This is a genomic window from Bacteroidota bacterium (assembly GCA_016194975.1).
Taxonomy (GTDB): Bacteria; Bacteroidota; Bacteroidia; order Palsa-965; family Palsa-965.
Map to the genome: position 1 here is coordinate 213357 of JACQAM010000022.1, position 17043 is coordinate 230399.

Consider the following 17043-nt stretch of genomic DNA (forward strand, 5'->3'; position numbering starts at 1 on the left):
TTGTTATTTAGCAGGTGTTTTTACATAAGGAGAATAGAATGCCGTATCATCGAAATACACATCGATGATTTCCCCGTCCGCTTTTTTTATTTCCGTCATGGAAATTGATTTTGTACTTGTGTTCTGAATAATGATTGATTTAATGTAAGTGTATCCGGGATATTTGAACCGGAGCCAGTTGTTCTTCTCTGTAATGACTTTTGTCTCCGATTTCTTTTCATTGATAATCACAGCATCTGCAACAGACGTTCCACCTCCGGTATGCGCATTCATGAAAGAAGCCGAATCCACGGGCGAATCCCTTTTATGTTTTTGGGAATGGCCCGCCAACGGAATAATCAGAAAGAGTACGGCTATAAATTTCTTCATAACGTGATTTTGTCGATGCAATTTAGTGAAAAAGAATCTGTGTCCATCTGTGAAATCCGTGGCAACTTTCTGTCGGGAGTCAGCGATATCGCAACAGTAATTTTGCCACGGATTACACGGATTTTCACCGATTAAATGCTTCGGAAGAATTCTCCTGAATTACACCTAATTTTGTCATTCAGAAATTCATCGTGGAAAAACTTCAGAACTACATCAACGGAAAACTCGTCGCACCGGCTTCCGGAAAATACATTGACAATTACAATCCTGCTACCGGGAAAGTATATTCACTCATTCCCGATTCAGATATCGCCGATGTGAGTGAAGCGGTGCAAGCTGCAAAAGCTGCGTTTGCGAAATGGTCGGTGACACCGGTGGAAGAACGTTGCCGCATCATGATGAAAATTGCAGACATTATTCGCCGCGATACCGATGCTTATGTGAAAGCAGAATCTGTTGACAATGGAAAATCCGTTCATACCGCATCGCTTATTGATATTCCCCGTGCTATTTCCAATCTTGAATTTTTTGCAACAGGCATTATGCATTACGCGGCGGAATCGCACATCACGGACGATCGCGCAGTGAATTATACCATGCGTCAACCGATCGGAGTTGTTGGTTGCATCTCACCGTGGAATCTTCCGCTTTATCTTTTCACCTGGAAAATTGGTCCGGCGATCGCGACTGGAAATTGCGTCATTGCAAAACCTTCTGAAATTACTCCTTACACTGCGTGGATGTTTTCCAAAGCCTGCATTGAAGCAGGATTACCGGCAGGAGTTCTCAATATCATTCACGGACTCGGCACAAAAGCAGGACAAGCGATTGTTGATCATGCAGGAATAAAAGCAATTTCATTTACCGGCGGAACAAAAACAGGAGCGCACATTGCAGCGAGTGCGGCGCCGAAATTCAAAAAACTTTCGCTGGAACTCGGCGGAAAAAATCCGAATATCATTTTCGCCGACTGCGATTTCGATGCCATGATAAAAACCACGATGCAAAGTTCGTTTGCGAATCAAGGAGAAATTTGTTTGTGCGGATCGAGAATTTTTGTGGAACGGCCGCTGTATGATAAATTCAAAACAGAATTTGTGAAGAAAGCTGTGGAGATGAAACCTGGCGATCCATCCGATCCGAAAACAAGATTGGGCGCGATCGTTTCGAAACCGCACATGGAGAAAATTCTTTCTTATGTTGAATTAGCGAAACAGGAAGGCGGAAAAATTCTTGCAGGAGGAAATCAAGTAAAGATGGAAGGAGAATTAAAAGACGGATGGTTCATTGCGCCGACCATCATAGAAGGGCTTTCTTACGATTGCAGAACAAACAAAGAAGAAATTTTTGGCCCCGTTGTAACCATCATGCCATTCGACAAAGAAGAAGAAGCGGTGATGATGGCCAACAGTACGACTTATGGATTGGCAGCTTCCATCTGGACGCAGGACATTACGCGTGCAAATCGCGTGGCTGCGAATGTGCAGAGCGGAATCATCTGGATCAACTGCTGGTTGTTCCGCGATCTGCGCACACCATTCGGCGGAATGAAAGGAAGCGGAGTAGGAAGAGAAGGAGGATTCGAGGGATTCCGTTTTTTCACGGAAGCAAAAAATGTCTGCATTAAATTGTAAGAATTTTTTTCTGCAATAAGAGGCTGTTTAAATTTCAAAAAATGAATTTTAAACAGCCTCTAATATTTTTCCGGGATAATTTTTTGTGATGCATACCTTATATATAAGGTATAGTTCCGTTTTACAGAACTTCATTAATTCTTACATCGCCAAGTTTTCGGCCGAAATGTGTTTTCGCAGGATTTTCCGCGGGTCTATGTTTGTATCGTAATAATCAAACAACCCAAACCCAAAACACAACTACCATGAAAAATTTCCTTGCATACACCGCCGGCCTCCTGTTCACAGGTACTACTATGTTGAACGCGCAGGTCTCCATCACATTCATGAATGAATCCTGTAATAATTCAGGAGATGGTGCCATAAGAGTACAAACGTATTCCCCGGGATGGACCACTCAAATGATCAAAAACAATGTGGATACGAGTAATTTTACCGTCACTCAAACGGATACTATTCTCACCGGGCTAAGCGCAGGAGATTATTTGTTTTATTCTTGTGGAGGATCTGATACAATAACAAATCTTGTTACACTAACAGCGCCGGCGCCGGTAAACATGACTTTAGCGACGAGTTCTAATTCGGTTAATATTAATGACAACATCGCTTTCACCGGAAGCGGCACAAATATTTCGGCGTACTCCTGGAGTTTTGGCGACGGAAATAATTCAGTCGATTCCATTACCAATCATTCTTATGCTACAAGCGGTTCTTTCCTGGTTACGCTTACTGCTACTGATTTGAATGGTTGCACCGGCAGCAGAACTGCCACGATTGATGTCACTGATCCATTTGCTCCGCTCGCTCACAATAATTCAACCGATCCGCGCAACAGCAATAGTTCAACCACACGTTACAACACGGTTCATGTTTACAGTGCAAGTGGTTCAGGAAAGATTACGATAGACAACGAAGGAACTTCATCTTACGGAATCCGCGTGATGAATATAAACGGACAAACCGTGATCACACCCAATGAAGTAACCGGCCATACAGAATTACAGGTGTCCACACCGGGAATTTACATCGTAAGCATTGTAATGCCCGATGGTGATGTAAAAACAGAAAAAGTTTTTGTTCAATAGAACACAAAAGAAATTTCAGCAGGTTTGACAAGAATGTGGGAATGATCTCCGGGCAAGGACGGAGATCTTCCTGCATTTTTTTATTTAGCAGTATGATAAAATAAAGAGAACGCCGACTTATCAGCATCGGGCTGTTGAATTCCTTGTGGCGAATGGATATTCCCGCGCACTTCTTTTATCGTATCTTTTCACCTCACCAAAACCGTAAAAAAATGCTACTCAAAGAATTTTTCTCTCATGCGAATTGGATGGCTATCGGTGTTGCAGCAATCGCCTATTTTGCCATTGGAGCCCTTTGGTTCTCCGTACTCTTCGGAAAAACATGGATGGGCGAACATAAAATTGTTATGCCAACCGATGAAAAAGAAAAAGCAAAAATGAAAGCAATGATGCCTTTTATGATGATCAAGACATTGCTCATGAATATTCTTATGGCGCTTGCTGTTGCAATTGTTCTGAAAGCAATTCCACAGGCATCTATCAATTGTATGATGGGAATTAAAGTGGGAATACTGATGAGTGGCGTGGCTACCATTCCAATGGTGATGGGCCACATGTACACAATGAAATCACTCAAGCTGATGATCGTCGATGCGGGGTATCATATTTTTTCGATCACACTCATGTCGATCATCATTTCGGTTTGGCATTAGGAAGCATTGCTAATGAAATAATGTGCTGATGTGCCAATGAATTTTCGTTGGCACATTTTTTTTATGAACTGATGAAAGAAGAAGACATTCGGGACTATTGCCATTCATTAGCACATCAGCAATATTGTCTCATTTATTCAGTACGATCCTGAACGTCGTTCCTTTTCCGGGCTCCGAACGCTTCACGAAAATTTTTCCATTGTGATATTGCTCCACAATTCTTTTGCAGAGCGAAAGTCCGAGTCCCCATCCGCGTTGCTTGGTGGTAAAGCCGGGTTCAAAAATGGTGCGTTGTTTCGAGCGCGGAATTCCTTTGCCGGTATCGGTGATGTCAACATAAACGAATGGCTGAAGATCGGTCACCTCAATCGTGATCGCTCCTGTTCCGTCCATCGCATCCACCGCATTGCGACAAAGATTCTCGATCACCCACGCAAAGAGCGGAACATTCATGGGCACATCAATTTTTCCTTTCACATTGAAATTAAAATTAACCGTGCGCGGAGAACGTGAACGGATATAATCAACCGAGTTAGTCAACGCGTCCACAATATTTTCATACGCTAATTTCGGTTGCGATCCTATTTTCGAAAATCGTTCCGTGATCATTTCAAGCCGTTTCACATCCTGCGCAATTTCTTTCGTCATCTCATCATTCACTCCTTTCATCTTCAAATATTCGAGCCACGCAATGAGAGACGATAAAGGTGTGCCCAACTGGTGCGCAGTTTCTTTTGCCATTCCCACCCACACATTATTCTGCTCAGCTCTTCGCGCGGTGCTGAATAAAAGATAAGCCACCAATAAAAACATTCCGATCACGATGAACTGGAAAACGGGATAATATCTTAACTGCCGTAATTGAGGCGACTCGGAATAATAAATGATGTTGTATTTATTTTTACTGAAAGTCACGCGCACCGTATCGCCGTTATTGGTCAGATCTTTCAACGCTATTTTCAGGTAATGTGCCGAATCATTTTTCAATTGTACGGAATCAAGATTTCCGAATGCAATTATTTTTGCTGAAGTGGAATCGTAATAAATGGCGGGAGTAGAAGAAGGATTCGAAGCCACTTCCCTGATGAATGAACGTTCATTCTCCACGTACGATTCACGGATCTCATCGAAAACTTTTGAGTCGCGGTAAAAAAGATAACACCATTCCGGTTTCGCTTTCGGATCGTTGATACGGTTGCTCACGTCGATGGGAATAGAATCATGTTGTTTGCGCATAACCGAAAGTTGTTCTGCAATATAATTTTTATCTCCCCTGATCATTGCCGTATCAAGGTTGCGCGAAGTTTTGTATTCGCCAATGGAATCTACCACGATCACCGGCACGGTTTCATTATTACGGATCACGTCAACCACGAGTGTGAATGCATTATTATCTTTCACAATGATCGGGTCAGACATCAGTCCGCTTGCTTCGGCCCATATCTCCACTTTTTTTCTTTCCTCGCTCGCGATCTTTGCATACAACTGGTTGGTCGCCTCCATCATCAGCGCTTTTCTCCGCACGGCATCGGCCCACAATTCCACATTGCGTTTTTCACTCACCGAAATTTTCTTCACCAGCCGGCTCGAATACCAGAGTGATGCGGCCACAATGAGCAGCGCCGCTCCGAGCAGAAGCAGTTTCCATAATTGTTTCCTGGAATAGATATTCACGGCAACGACAGAATTTAATTAAGGGAGACCGCAGCAAAGATACGTTTGAACAGTGTAATAATTGTGAACTGACACGCTGTGTAAAGCGAGCATTTATTAGCCGGAACGCGGAATGAAACATAAAAATTCTTTTTCTATTCGGGGAATTTCACGAACTTGGTACAACGCATTCAGAAAAAAAATCCAGCCATGAAAAATATTTTTACTACAATTCTCTTCTCGTCACTCGCGATCGCACTCTTTTCGCAGCCCTGTGCCAACACGGCAAATATTTATTCCTTCTCCTACAACGGAAAAAATTACGAAGTGGTGAAAGAAGTTAAGAACTGGACCAATGCTTCTGCGTGTGCAGTTTCAAGAGGAGGATATTTGGTTCAGATCAATGACGCCGGCGAACAGGCGGCGGTGTACACTGCAATTACATTTGGAGCGGGCGTGAACAGCACTTACGCGAGTGTGAGCGACGGAGGCGGGATCGCGTACGTGTGGATAGGCGCCACCGATCGCAATGTAGAAGGAACCTGGTTGTGGGATGGAAATTATGACAACGTTGGATTTAATTTTTGGATGGGACAGGGAAATGCAGGAGCGGGAGGAGGATATGCGGTGGCTTCGAGCTATGTGAATTGGGGAGGAACAGGCGCCGGCGCAGCAAATGAACCCGATAATTATATCGGCATCCAGGATTGCGGGGCCATTGGTCTTGCAACATGGCCTTATGGAGTTGCCGGAGAATGGAATGATATTTCAGGAGCAAATAATCTTTATTACGTGATCGAGTACGACAGTTCATTCGGAATAAATGAGCATCAGAAATTTCATTCACAACTTTATCCCAACCCGGCAAATAAAGTTTTCAATATTGCAATGGAAAATTCTTCCCTGCAGATCTCCGGTGTAAAAATGGTTGACCAACTCGGGAATCTTGTTTTCTCACAGCAGGAAATGAACAGCGACAATATTTCAGTGGACGTAAGTGATCTTGCCGAAGGAATTTATTTTGTGAATGTGTATTTGTCCGACGGCACTTCGGAATACCAAAAGATTTGTGTAGTGCGTTGAAAATATTTTGGAGCACGCCCGCCCGTTCCAATAGAATTAAATATCGCAAACGGAATTTATTTTTACAGAATTATTTCTCAGGGAAATAATCTGGCAGAAGGGAAGCTGGAGATCGTGAGGTGAAAAGATGTTGGTTGTATTTGAATACAACTCCCTCAGCACTATGTATCAGAATTTTTTTTTCCAGTCAATTTGTTGCGCTTTTCCACAGAAATTTATTTTCGTGACGCTTTCATTCGCCGACGCTCCGAAATGAAAAAAATTTCAGCGGTACGTTGTATTTTTTCACACACCCTGTTTTTTCATTGCGTATCGGAAGAAAAATATTTTCAGGATATCTGCAGTTACAAGATAAAGAAAAAGAATTCCGGTAATCATCAGAAGCTGCGCCAGGGGAAGCGATTGAAGTCCGAACAGGGCAGCGAGTGGCGTATAGATAAGCACCATAGTAAATGCAGCCATCAGTACGGCAATGAGAATGAGCAGGTGTGATGGTTTGCTTTTCAGGAAAGATCTTGACGAGCGAATGACGAAGAGAATTACAAGTTCTGTGATCACCGATTCGAGAAACCACCCGGTCTGGAATCCAGATTCTTTCAGGTGAAGCGTAAAGTAGAGATAAAAAAATGTTAGGAAATCGAAAACAGAACTGTGTAAGCCGAAAACAATCATGAATCTCCGAACGGTTTTCAGATTCCACCGGCTTGGCTTTTCAATCTGGCTATCATCTACATTATCATCCGACACCGCGAGGTAAGGAAAATCGGTAAGGAAATTGGTAAGCAGGATTTGTTTTGGAAGCATCGGTAAAAATGGAAGCAGCAACGAAGCTCCCGCAACGCTGAACATATTTCCGAAAGTTGCACCGGTGCTGATGAAAATGTATTTCAGCGAATTCGCAAATGTTTTCCTTCCTTCTGTAATCCCGTCAGCAAGAACAGAAAGATCTTTTTCCAGCAATACAAAATCGGCAGCTTCTTTTGCAACATCTACCGCATCATTTACTGAAATGCCTGTGTCAGCGGCGTGAATGGCTGCTACATCATTTATTCCGTCGCCCATGTACGCCACCGCTTCGCCCGACTGCTGCAGTGCGCGAATGATGTGCTCTTTCTGCTGCGGTTCTATCTCGGCGAATACCTGAACTGCTTTTACTTTCACCTTCAACGCTTCGGGCGACATGGCCGCGATCCCACTTCCAAGCAAAACCTGAGAAGTATCGAGACCAAGTTCCGCTGCAGTATATGCTGCAACATGCCTGTTGTCGCCGGTAATAATTTTGAGAGTCGTATTCAATTTTTTAAAACGTTCTATTGAATGAAGCACACCTTCCTTGAGCGGATCTTCAAGAAGAATGAAACCGAGAAAGATCATATTTGCTTCATCAGTTTTTGTAATCTTCTGTGTTGTAAAATTTTTATAAGCGAGCCCGAGAACGCGGAATCCCTGCTCGCCGTATTCGCGGAAGCGCGACGTGATGCGCGCAAGATCATCTTTCCCGAGCGAGCGAATTTCCTTCGCGGAAAAATAACTTGTGCACACGTCCAGCACATTCGTCAGCGCGCCTTTCGTGATCATCGTATAGTTGCTGTTCTTTTCAGCGACAATACTCAGGCGTTTGCGTTTGAAATCGTATGGAATTTCTCCACATTTGTTATAACCGGAAATATCTTCACCGAGTTTCCGCAGAGCATCATCAATAGGATTTGTAAAACCTCCCTGCAGCGAAGCATTCACTTTTGCCATTCTATAAAGTTCAGCATCTTCTTTTCCGTCGGCATCCACAATTCTGTTCACACGCGAAACGCCTTCAGTAAGTGTTCCTGTTTTATCCGTACACAGCACCGTGACCTCGCCAAAATTGATGATCGAAGTAAGTTTTTTTACGATCACTTTTTTGCGAAGCATTCGTTTTGCCCCTGCAGTCATTGACAAGGTCATGATGGCTGGCAATAATTCCGGCGCCATGCCTACTGCAATTGCAAGTGAAAAAAGAATTGAATCGGCGATTGGTTTGTGAAAAATAATATTGATGACAAGAATGCAGATGGAAAGTACCAGTGTGATCTTCAAAAGGAAAATGCCGAAATTCCGGATACCCTTTTCAAAAACAGTTTCTTCTTCGTGTTCGAGCGAACTTTTCAGTTGGCCGAAAATGGTATTATTTCCGGTGAGTACTACCAGCGCCTTCGCCGTTCCGCTGATGATGTGTGTTCCTTTCCATAGGCAATTTGTTTTTTCGGAAATGGAAGCGCCTTCTTTCACATCGCCGGAACTTTTCTCTACCGAAAAAGATTCTCCCGTGAGCGCACTCTCATTCACGTGAAGTTCCTCGCTTTCGAGAATGCGGCAATCGGCAGGAATAATATCGCCGGCGCTCAGTTCGAGAATATCTCCCGGAACAATTTCACTGCTTTTCAGTTTCATCGTTTTTTCTTCGCGCAACACGCCGACAGTAACAGCGAGCATCTGCTGCAATTTTTCTACCGACCTTCCTGCATTCAGTTCCTGTATGAAGCTCAGGAATCCTGTTGCAAGAAGAATGGCGAGAATGATGAACATGTCCGTTGTTTCGCGCATGATCCCAGAGAGGAGAACAGCCACGAGCAGCAGAAGGACGAGCGGATTCCGGAATTGCCTGATCAGTAAATGCAACTCGCGGGCAAAACGGTTTTGCGTATGTTCTTTCCCCTGTTGCAGCCGCAAACGCCTTTCTGCTTCTGTATGGGTAAGCCCCGCCGCAGAACTTTTAAGTTCATCAAAAAGTTGTGGGACCGGGTCAGATGCAGGATTGATCATGTTGATTTATTCCAGGAACCGGAACATCAGTAAAACGTTACGCGTTTATTTTAAGCCGGGAAATTATTTTACCGTGAAGTGAAGATGTGCCAGTAAATTCGTGCGGAAAAGTTTTACGGCAATAGCCAGCAACACGATCCCGAAAACTTTCCGGAGAATAGCCACGCCTCCCACACCGAGAATTTTTTCCAGACGGGAAATATTCTTCAGCGTGAAATAAACGATGATCACATTCACCACGATCGCGATGAGAATACTCACAATGTTGTAGTCGGCGCGCAATGAAAGTAAAGTAGTGAGCGTACCTGTTCCGGCAATGAGCGGAAACGCCAATGGCATTACAGATGCCGTTGCAGGAACTTCATCTTTGTAAAGACGAATGCCGAGGATCATTTCGAGCGAAAGAAAAAATAAAACGAACGATCCGGCAATGGCAAAATCAGAAACTTCAATGCCGATCAGGTGAAGAATGGGTTCACCAATGAAAAGAAAACCAATCATGATCAGTAAAGAAGCAATGGAAGCTTTTTCGGAATTCAGTTCCCCTACTTTCTGGCGCAGGCCAATGATCACCGGTATAGAACCCACCACATCCACAACGGCGAATAAAACCATCGTCGCTGTGGCGATCTCGCGGATATCAAATTTTAAAACCATTTTAAATTGATTTTCCCTGCAAAGTTAGTATCAAAAATCGACGCGTTTACGTAGAACCCTGAACGAAAAGTCCCTAATTTTAAGCAGTACAGAATTCCGCCTCCCTAAAGCGAAAAACATGTTGAAAATGATTGCATATCCAATGAAGAAAGTACTCCTGCTTTTTCTCTTTGCGATGTGGTGCGGAAATATTTTTGCGCAGGGCGATATGCGATTTTTCGGAACAGCTACTGAAGGAGGCAAGCCCCTTGCCGGCGCAACCGTCACTGTGCAGATGGATGGAAAACAGATCATCAATCTCACCACCGGCAAGAATGGGAAATTTAAATTCACCATCGACGTCGGCCACAGTTACCAGATCAATTACAGCGCGCCCGGTTGTGTTTCCATGTTCATGACCATGGACCTGCACACGCCGCCCGATAAAGCGTGGATCTATCCCGATTATGTTGCAGAAATTCCGTTCTTCAGTTCTGGCGATCCGAAAGTGAAAACAGAATTGTTCGCGCAAAAACCATTCATCAAAGTTGTGTTCGACGGCAATTCCGGTTTTCATGATGATCCTACGTATCGTTTCATTGACGAAATTTTCAAAGACCCGAATGAAGAATTGAAAAAACAACAAGAGCTCGCAAAAAAACAAGCGGAAGAACAAGCGCGGCTCGATGCCGAAGAAAAAGCGCGGAAAGATGAAGAGGAACGCCAGCGCTTGCAGAAAGAAGACGACGACCGTAAGAAAGCAGAGGAAGAAGCAAAGCAGAAACAACACGCAACAGATGCAAATGCAAATAACAACCAGCCACAGGAAGATGCTGCACCGGAATCGGACGCAGTGAAACTCGAAAAAGAAAAAGAAGAAAAACTCAATCGCGAAAAACAGAATAAAAATATTAAAGCGCAGTATGAAAACAACCTGCTCAAACTCGTTGCGGAAAGTGAACGGCAGAATAATCTTGAGAAATACAATAAAATGAAAGAAGATGCCGAAGGAAGTTCGGTCGTGCAAGTGATGAGGAAAGAAGCCGAAGTGAAAGCACAGAATGATTTTCTCATCGAACAGGATAAGGAACGCACCAAACAAACAAAAGCAAATAAACAGATCAAAGAAGAACAGATGAGCGCCCTCGTGAGAACAGAAGCACAAATAGAAAAAGATATCCGCGCCAATCAATTGAAACCTGTTGTGCTTTCTTCGCAACTCAATTATTCTCCTTCACCGAACATCGTCGTCACTACCGAAGACGAATTACTTTCCACCGCTACTTCCACCGTCATCAGTTGGCCCGGCGGTAAACGCACTATTTTCCGCACCGATGAATACCTGTGGGGAAGTAAATATTATTACCACGATGGACTGGAGATCGACAGTAAAACTTACGAAGCAGAATTATTCCGTCACAAACGCGGCTGAAATTTTATGATCAGAAAATTATTCACTCTTCTTTTTCTTTCCTTCTCTTTTTTCGTTCACGCACAAACGACGAGTTTCATCAATTACGGCGTAGAGCAGGGACTCGTGCAGTCGCAGGTGCAGACGCTCGTGCAGGACGACAATGGTAATTTGTGGATCGGAACACTTGCGGGATTATCAAAATACAACGGGCTTACCTTTCAGAATTTCTCGAAGAAAGACGGACTCGCTGAAGATTGGATCACCGCTTCCTATAAAGATGCGAAAGGCGATATCTGGTTCGGACACTGGGCAGGTGGGGTGAGCCGCTACAATGTGAAATCAGGAAAATTCGAAAGTCTCAATCTCGAAGAGTACACGCGTTTTCATACCGTGACCGCGATCACGGAAGATGAGCAGGGATATTTCTGGATCGCAACAGAAGGTTCCGGAATTTTTATTTATGATCCTGCAAAAAATAAAATGTTTGCGTTGAATGTGAAAGATGGACTTGCGAGTTCGAATGTGTATGATCTCGCGATGGACAAGAGCAGCAACATGTGGATCGCAACTGATCACGGGCTCACGATCTGCGATACGAAAGGCGATATCAGTTCGCCGGCATCGTATGTAAATTTCAATGCAGCCCGCGGATTTGCAAGCGACGTGATCACTGCGCTCGAACTTTCGAAAGACGGATCGGAAATGTGGATAGGCACCGGCGACAAAGGCGCTGTGGTGCTGCAATTGCCTTCGGGATTCGTGAACAGGAATGTTTCTACGCTCGCCGCTACCATGAAAGTTTTCGGAAGTGCAGAAGGTACGGGTTCCGATTTCATCAATGAGATCACGCAGGACACGCACGGAAATTTCTGGCTCGGTACAACCGGGGGAGGAGCCGTGAAAATTTCTCCGGCGGTTTCTACCAATAATCTTTTGTATGCGCTCGATCATGCGGTTGTGAAAGAATACAACACCCGCCAGGGACTGAATTATTTTAATGTGAATTGCATGCTCGAGGACCGCGAAGGAAATGTGTGGCTCGGAACGGATGTGGGGTTGAATCAATATCGCGGAGAACGATTCCAGTTGTTCGATCGTCTCGATCAATTGAATAATGATATTGTGTGGGCCACTTGCGTTGATCATGATGGAAATGTGTGGCTGGGAACGAATGACGGATTAACGAAACTTACTTTTTACACGGTTCCTGAAACGGGCGAAAAAAAATTCACGACAAAAAATTATTCCACTGCCGACGGACTCGGAACAAATGTTATTCTTTCGCTCTTCGAAGATGAATCGAATACACTTTGGGTGGGAACAGGATACGGTGGAGTAAGCCGCCTTTCGCCCGGCTCCGATAAATTCGAAACGTTCAGTACGAAAGACGGGCTCGCCGGCGATGTTGTGTACGCGATCAACAGCGATGGCCATGGAAATATCTGGATAGGAACGAAAGAAGGTGCCTCGCGTTTTGATCCGCTTTCAAAAACGTTCCGCAATTACACAATAGAAGATGGACTCGGCGGAAATAACGTTTACCGGATTTTCCGCGACAGTCGCGGCACCATCTGGTTTGGTTCTCTCGGCGGATATCTTTCTGCGTACGATGGAAAAGCATTCACCAAGTACGATGAATCGAGCGGCATTGTTCATCGTTTTATTCTCACCATCAATGAAGATAAAGATCACAACATCTGGTTCGGCGCTTATGGCGGCGGCATTTATGAATTTGATGGAAGAACTTTTAAAAATTACACCATGAAAAACGGCATGAGCACCGATTCGCCGTATGCCATTATTTGCGACAACGATAATAATATCTGGGTGGGAAACAGCAGGGGACTCGATCGTTTTGTGCGCAAGGACAGCAGCTTCATTCATTATGGAAAGAGCGAAGGATTTCTCGGTGTGGAAGTGAATCCGAACGCTGCTTCATTGGGAAAAGACGGGGCGTTGTGGTTCGGAACGATTATGGGCGCAGTTAAATTCGATCCGAAAGAAGATCGCAAAAACGAAACGGAACCATTGACCTTCATCAACGGATTGAAAATTTTTATGCGTGATGCAGATTTTCCGCAAGATGGGAAATTCAGTTACGATCAGAATCACATCACATTTCAATTCGTGGGAATTTCATTGACGAATCCGGAGAAAGTAAAATACCAGTACAAGCTCGAAGGATTCGACAAAGACTGGTCGCCGCTGCCTACGCATTACAACGAAGCAGTTTATTCCAATCTTCCTCCCGGAGAATATTCTTTTTTAGTGAAGGCGTGTAACAATGACGGGAAATGGAATGCGGCCCCGGTCGTTTATAAATTTTTCATTCGCCCGCCATTCTGGCAAACCGCAACTTTTTATGTGATCATGATTCTCTTCGTGCTGTTCTGCATTTACGGTTTTGATAAATGGAGAACAACAAATCTCAAAAAACAGAAAAAAATACTCGAGGAAAAAGTAGAGGAGCGCACACTGGAACTTGCTTTGAAGAACGAAGAACTCGCGCAGAAAAACAAAGAAGTAACCGACAGTATCAAGTATGCAAAACGTTTGCAGGATACCATGCTGCTGCCGAGCCGCGAACTCAGAAAACAATTCACAGAATCTTTTATTCTCTACAAACCGAAAGATATTGTGAGCGGCGATTTTTATTTCTATCGGTTGTTGAATGCGAATGGAAGAAGAAGAGCATTGATCTCTGCAGTGGATTGTACCGGACACGGCGTTCCCGGCGCGTTTATGAGCATTTTCACCAACGATCTTATTCTGCAGATCCTCGAAGCAAATGCAAATGCAACACCCGCGAAGATGCTCGACGAACTGAACAAAGCGATGAGTGAAAAAATGCGGCATACGATCGACGATATACAGGTGCGCGATGGTGTGGATATTTCATTGGCAAGCATTGATGTTGATTCGCTCGAAATGAAATATGCGGGCGCATTCAATTCCATTTATATGTTTCGCGGAAAACAATTCCATGAATACAAGGCCGACAAGATTTCTATTGGCGGATTCAAGGAAGAAAGCGCGAAAAATTATTCGGATACAACTGTTCAATTGCAATCGGGCGATACCATTTATCTTTTCTCTGACGGGTATGCCGATCAGTTCGGCGGCCCGCAGGGAAAAAAATTCAAACTCTCTCAGATGAAAGCTTTACTGCTCAATATGCAGGATCAGGAAATGATAGACCAGCACCGCATACTCGACCAGGCCATCGAAAACTGGAAAGGAACCTTCGAGCAGGTAGACGACATGCTGGTGATCGGAATCAGAGTCTGATCCATTCCCGGAATGAACAGAATTTCTTACAAAAAAATATTTTCTGCTGTGGGAATTTTTCTCGCACTCGCGTTCGTCATCATGCAGGCGCGCGCGTACGGCGATTTTAAAATATTTCTCGAAGCATCACAACTCCTCAGCCGGCACAAAGACATTTATAATGTATCGCTCTTTTCTGCGCCCGATGTTTCGGGATTGTATTATTACAGTCCGCTTTGGGCAACGATCCTGGTTCCGTTCACTTTCATTTCGCCATTCATCCCGAAATTTCTCTGGCTGTCTGCTTCTGTGTTCTGGCTCGTGCGGTCGTGGGTGCTCATTAAAAGAAGATTTGATCTGAGCATGTTCAGTGAAAAGCAAAAAATATTTTTTTTGCTCATCTCATTTGCAATGGTCTTTCGTTTTGTGCTCTATAATTTCTCGCTCATACAGATGACTGTTTTTATTCTCTGGGCAGTACTCGAAAGTCTTTCGCTGTTTGAAAAGAAAAAAAATATTTACGGAAGCGCGCTACTTGCACTCGCAATCAATATTAAATTACTTCCTGTGGTGATTGTTCCTTACCTGGTTTACCGCAGGCAATTTATTCCCGCATTATTCACCACAGTATTTTTTGTCATTTATCTTTTTCTTCCTGCAATTTTTATCGGAATCAGTTTCAATGATTTTCTGCTTCACGAATGGTGGAGTGTGATCAACCCGGCGCAAACTACACACACGATAGAAGCCGATAAATATGTTCACAGTCTTACAGCGCTCATTCCTTCTTTATTTACCCCAACGCAAGGCGATCTGCCGATCACGAGAAATATTCTTTCGCTTTCACCGGAGGCAGCGGGAATGATCACGAACGTTATTCGTTTTGCGATCATCGCGTGGACACTGTATTTTCTTGGCGTGAAAAAAAATAATTCCCGCGGCGATCTTCATGTGTTGCGTGAAGTGAGTTACATCCTCATGGTGATCCCGCTCATTTTTCCGCACCAGCAGAAATATGCATTTTATCTCCTCCTTCCTGCGTGCGCGTATGTCACGTATTACATGATGCGCGTGCGAACACTCAATGAGAAAAGAACAAAATGGATATCGTGCATGGTACTGCTTCTTTTTTCATTTTTGTTAATGACACTCACTACCGACGGACTCATTGGCCGGCATTACAATGACATTACACAGCATTTTAAAACCATTACCTGGGGGGCGTTACTTCTTATCGTCGTAATTTCGCTTTGTGATCCGAAGGATATACTACAAGTGGTCACTGAAAAATAAAAGAACAGCGATGGCAGAAAAATTTCCGGATAGAATTGTTTTTGGCAACTACGAGCGGCCACTCATCACGAAATGGATGAATGAGCTGAAGTATTTTACTTTTGCCCGCGGCGGACTGAATGAATTTGTGAAAGATGGCGATGAATTCGTTGTAACATTCCGGCATAGCGGGAAAGATGATCTTCTCAGAAAACTTTCGTCCATTGGTGTTGAATTACGAGCGATAAAAGAGAATGAGAAAATATTCCGGCCGGAATTACCAATTGGTAAAAAAAATTCCGTCGATCTTCCTGATCCCATTCCATCGTTTCCCGATCTTGCCCAACCCAAATGGAAAATGATCGCGGAGGCAGAGTGTTTCATTTTCGTTGCAGAAGAATATTTCTGGATCGCAGTGAGCAATACCATTGGTTCTGGCGAATGGTGGAAAGTTTTTCCGGAAGATTTCGAAGCGTGCAAAAGAATAGAAGAAATTTTCGACAAAGTTTCATTGCGCGACAGCCGGATCTACGAAACGGAAAATTACGGCCGGTTCATCAACCGGCACAATTATCCGCAGTATTTTACCAATTGAAAATGATCATCAGGCAAGCTGTGATCACGGACGCAGAAAAACTCCGTGAACTTTCCATCTCCACATTTTGTAATGCGTATGAAAAATTCAATACGGAGACGGACATGAAGATGTACGTTGAAAAAAATTTCTCGCCGGAAAATATTCACCTCGAACTTTCCGATCCTGTAAATGTTTTTTTTGTTGTGGAAGAAAATAAAGAGTTGATGGCTTACCTGAAACTTGCTTTGTTCCCTAAGGAAAATAATGTGAATGCAGAAAAACCAATTGAGATATTACGATTCTATACTTCAGTCGGCCATGCAGGAAAAGGCATCGGGAAACTTTTATTCGACCATTGCGTTTCCTTCGCAACCGAACGCGGGTATGATAAAATTCAACTCGGTGTGTGGCAGAAGAACGAAGGAGCTATTGCAGTTTACAAAAAATGGAATTTCAAAATTACCGGCAGCGTCAAATTCATTTTCGGAACCGATGTGCAGGACGACTTTATTATGGAGTACGAAATCGTGCCGTGGTCATTGCGAACAGGGTGAAGCAATCTTGCGGGATAGAGTGAGTACTCCACATGCCTCCCGCAAGA

General features: G+C 43.9%; 13 protein-coding genes. 9 read left to right on the plus strand and 4 right to left on the minus strand.

Annotated features, from left to right (window positions below):
- Positions 1 to 3: 3 nt before the first annotated feature.
- Positions 4 to 291, minus strand: a complete 288-nt coding sequence (locus tag HY064_14145; protein MBI3511798.1) for a hypothetical protein — start codon at positions 289 to 291, stop codon at positions 4 to 6.
- A 269-nt stretch (positions 292 to 560) separates the two neighbouring features.
- On the opposite strand from HY064_14145, the gene HY064_14150 reads away from it, so the two are divergent.
- From HY064_14150 to HY064_14160, 3 genes are all read left to right on the plus strand, one after another.
- A complete protein-coding gene (locus tag HY064_14150; GenBank protein ID MBI3511799.1) occupies positions 561 to 2003 on the plus strand; it encodes an aldehyde dehydrogenase in 1443 nt (480 codons plus the stop codon).
- Positions 2004 to 2248: 245 nt separating this feature from the next.
- The gene (locus HY064_14155; protein ID MBI3511800.1) at positions 2249 to 3088 is read left to right on the plus strand and encodes a PKD domain-containing protein; all 840 of its coding nucleotides are present in this window, start codon (positions 2249 to 2251) and stop codon (positions 3086 to 3088) included.
- Between the two features lie 212 nt (positions 3089 to 3300).
- Entirely contained in the window at positions 3301 to 3741 is a 441-nt protein-coding gene (locus HY064_14160) for a DUF1761 domain-containing protein (protein MBI3511801.1), read from the plus strand.
- A 129-nt stretch (positions 3742 to 3870) separates the two neighbouring features.
- On the opposite strand, the gene HY064_14165 is transcribed toward HY064_14160, so the two are convergent.
- A complete protein-coding gene (locus HY064_14165) occupies positions 3871 to 5415 on the minus strand; it encodes a HAMP domain-containing histidine kinase (GenBank protein MBI3511802.1) in 1545 nt (514 codons plus the stop codon).
- Positions 5416 to 5604: 189 nt separating this feature from the next.
- Here HY064_14165 and HY064_14170 point away from each other — a divergent pair, with 189 nt between their 5' ends.
- A complete protein-coding gene (locus HY064_14170) occupies positions 5605 to 6477 on the plus strand; it encodes a T9SS type A sorting domain-containing protein (GenBank protein MBI3511803.1) in 873 nt (290 codons plus the stop codon).
- Positions 6478 to 6762: 285 nt separating this feature from the next.
- Here HY064_14170 and mgtA read toward each other — a convergent pair whose 3' ends face one another.
- Together mgtA and HY064_14180 are read right to left on the minus strand one after the other, a co-directional pair.
- Entirely contained in the window at positions 6763 to 9276 is a 2514-nt protein-coding gene (mgtA, locus tag HY064_14175) for a magnesium-translocating P-type ATPase (protein MBI3511804.1), read from the minus strand.
- Positions 9277 to 9339: 63 nt separating this feature from the next.
- The gene (locus HY064_14180) at positions 9340 to 9933 is read right to left on the minus strand and encodes a MarC family protein (GenBank protein MBI3511805.1); all 594 of its coding nucleotides are present in this window, start codon (positions 9931 to 9933) and stop codon (positions 9340 to 9342) included.
- A 142-nt stretch (positions 9934 to 10075) separates the two neighbouring features.
- Between HY064_14180 and HY064_14185 the strand changes: the two genes are divergently transcribed.
- From HY064_14185 to HY064_14205, 5 genes are read left to right on the plus strand one after another with little or no spacing between them, the layout of a single operon-like run.
- Positions 10076 to 11344, plus strand: a complete 1269-nt coding sequence (locus HY064_14185) for a hypothetical protein (GenBank protein MBI3511806.1) — start codon at positions 10076 to 10078, stop codon at positions 11342 to 11344.
- A gap of 6 nt (positions 11345 to 11350) precedes the next feature.
- Entirely contained in the window at positions 11351 to 14614 is a 3264-nt protein-coding gene (locus HY064_14190; protein MBI3511807.1) for a SpoIIE family protein phosphatase, read from the plus strand.
- A 12-nt stretch (positions 14615 to 14626) separates the two neighbouring features.
- Positions 14627 to 15886: a DUF2029 domain-containing protein gene (locus HY064_14195; protein MBI3511808.1), complete on the plus strand. Its 1260-nt coding sequence runs from the start codon at positions 14627 to 14629 to the stop codon at positions 15884 to 15886.
- The gene (locus HY064_14200; protein MBI3511809.1) at positions 15846 to 16460 is read left to right on the plus strand and encodes a hypothetical protein; all 615 of its coding nucleotides are present in this window, start codon (positions 15846 to 15848) and stop codon (positions 16458 to 16460) included. Before HY064_14195 ends, HY064_14200 begins: the two co-directional genes overlap by 41 nt.
- A gap of 2 nt (positions 16461 to 16462) precedes the next feature.
- Positions 16463 to 16996 carry a GNAT family N-acetyltransferase gene (locus tag HY064_14205; GenBank protein MBI3511810.1) on the plus strand — a complete coding sequence of 178 codons (534 nt, stop codon included), beginning with the start codon at positions 16463 to 16465 and terminating at the stop codon, positions 16994 to 16996.
- Positions 16997 to 17043 lie beyond the last annotated feature (47 nt).

What these genes read in the sequence shown, in the direction of transcription:
- HY064_14155 (MBI3511800.1), top strand. Translation starts at nt 2,249, where the DNA reads ATGAAAAATTTCCTTGCATACACCGCCGGCCTCCTGTTCACAGGTACT.
- HY064_14160 (MBI3511801.1), top strand. Translation starts at nt 3,301, where the DNA reads ATGCTACTCAAAGAATTTTTCTCTCATGCGAATTGGATGGCTATCGGT.
- HY064_14170 (MBI3511803.1), top strand. Translation starts at nt 5,605, where the DNA reads ATGAAAAATATTTTTACTACAATTCTCTTCTCGTCACTCGCGATCGCA.
- mgtA (MBI3511804.1), bottom strand. Translation starts at nt 9,276, where the DNA reads ATGATCAATCCTGCATCTGACCCGGTCCCACAACTTTTTGATGAACTT.
- HY064_14180 (MBI3511805.1), bottom strand. Translation starts at nt 9,933, where the DNA reads ATGGTTTTAAAATTTGATATCCGCGAGATCGCCACAGCGACGATGGTT.
- HY064_14185 (MBI3511806.1), top strand. Translation starts at nt 10,076, where the DNA reads ATGAAGAAAGTACTCCTGCTTTTTCTCTTTGCGATGTGGTGCGGAAAT.
- HY064_14190 (MBI3511807.1), top strand. Translation starts at nt 11,351, where the DNA reads ATGATCAGAAAATTATTCACTCTTCTTTTTCTTTCCTTCTCTTTTTTC.
- HY064_14195 (MBI3511808.1), top strand. Translation starts at nt 14,627, where the DNA reads ATGAACAGAATTTCTTACAAAAAAATATTTTCTGCTGTGGGAATTTTT.
- HY064_14205 (MBI3511810.1), top strand. Translation starts at nt 16,463, where the DNA reads ATGATCATCAGGCAAGCTGTGATCACGGACGCAGAAAAACTCCGTGAA.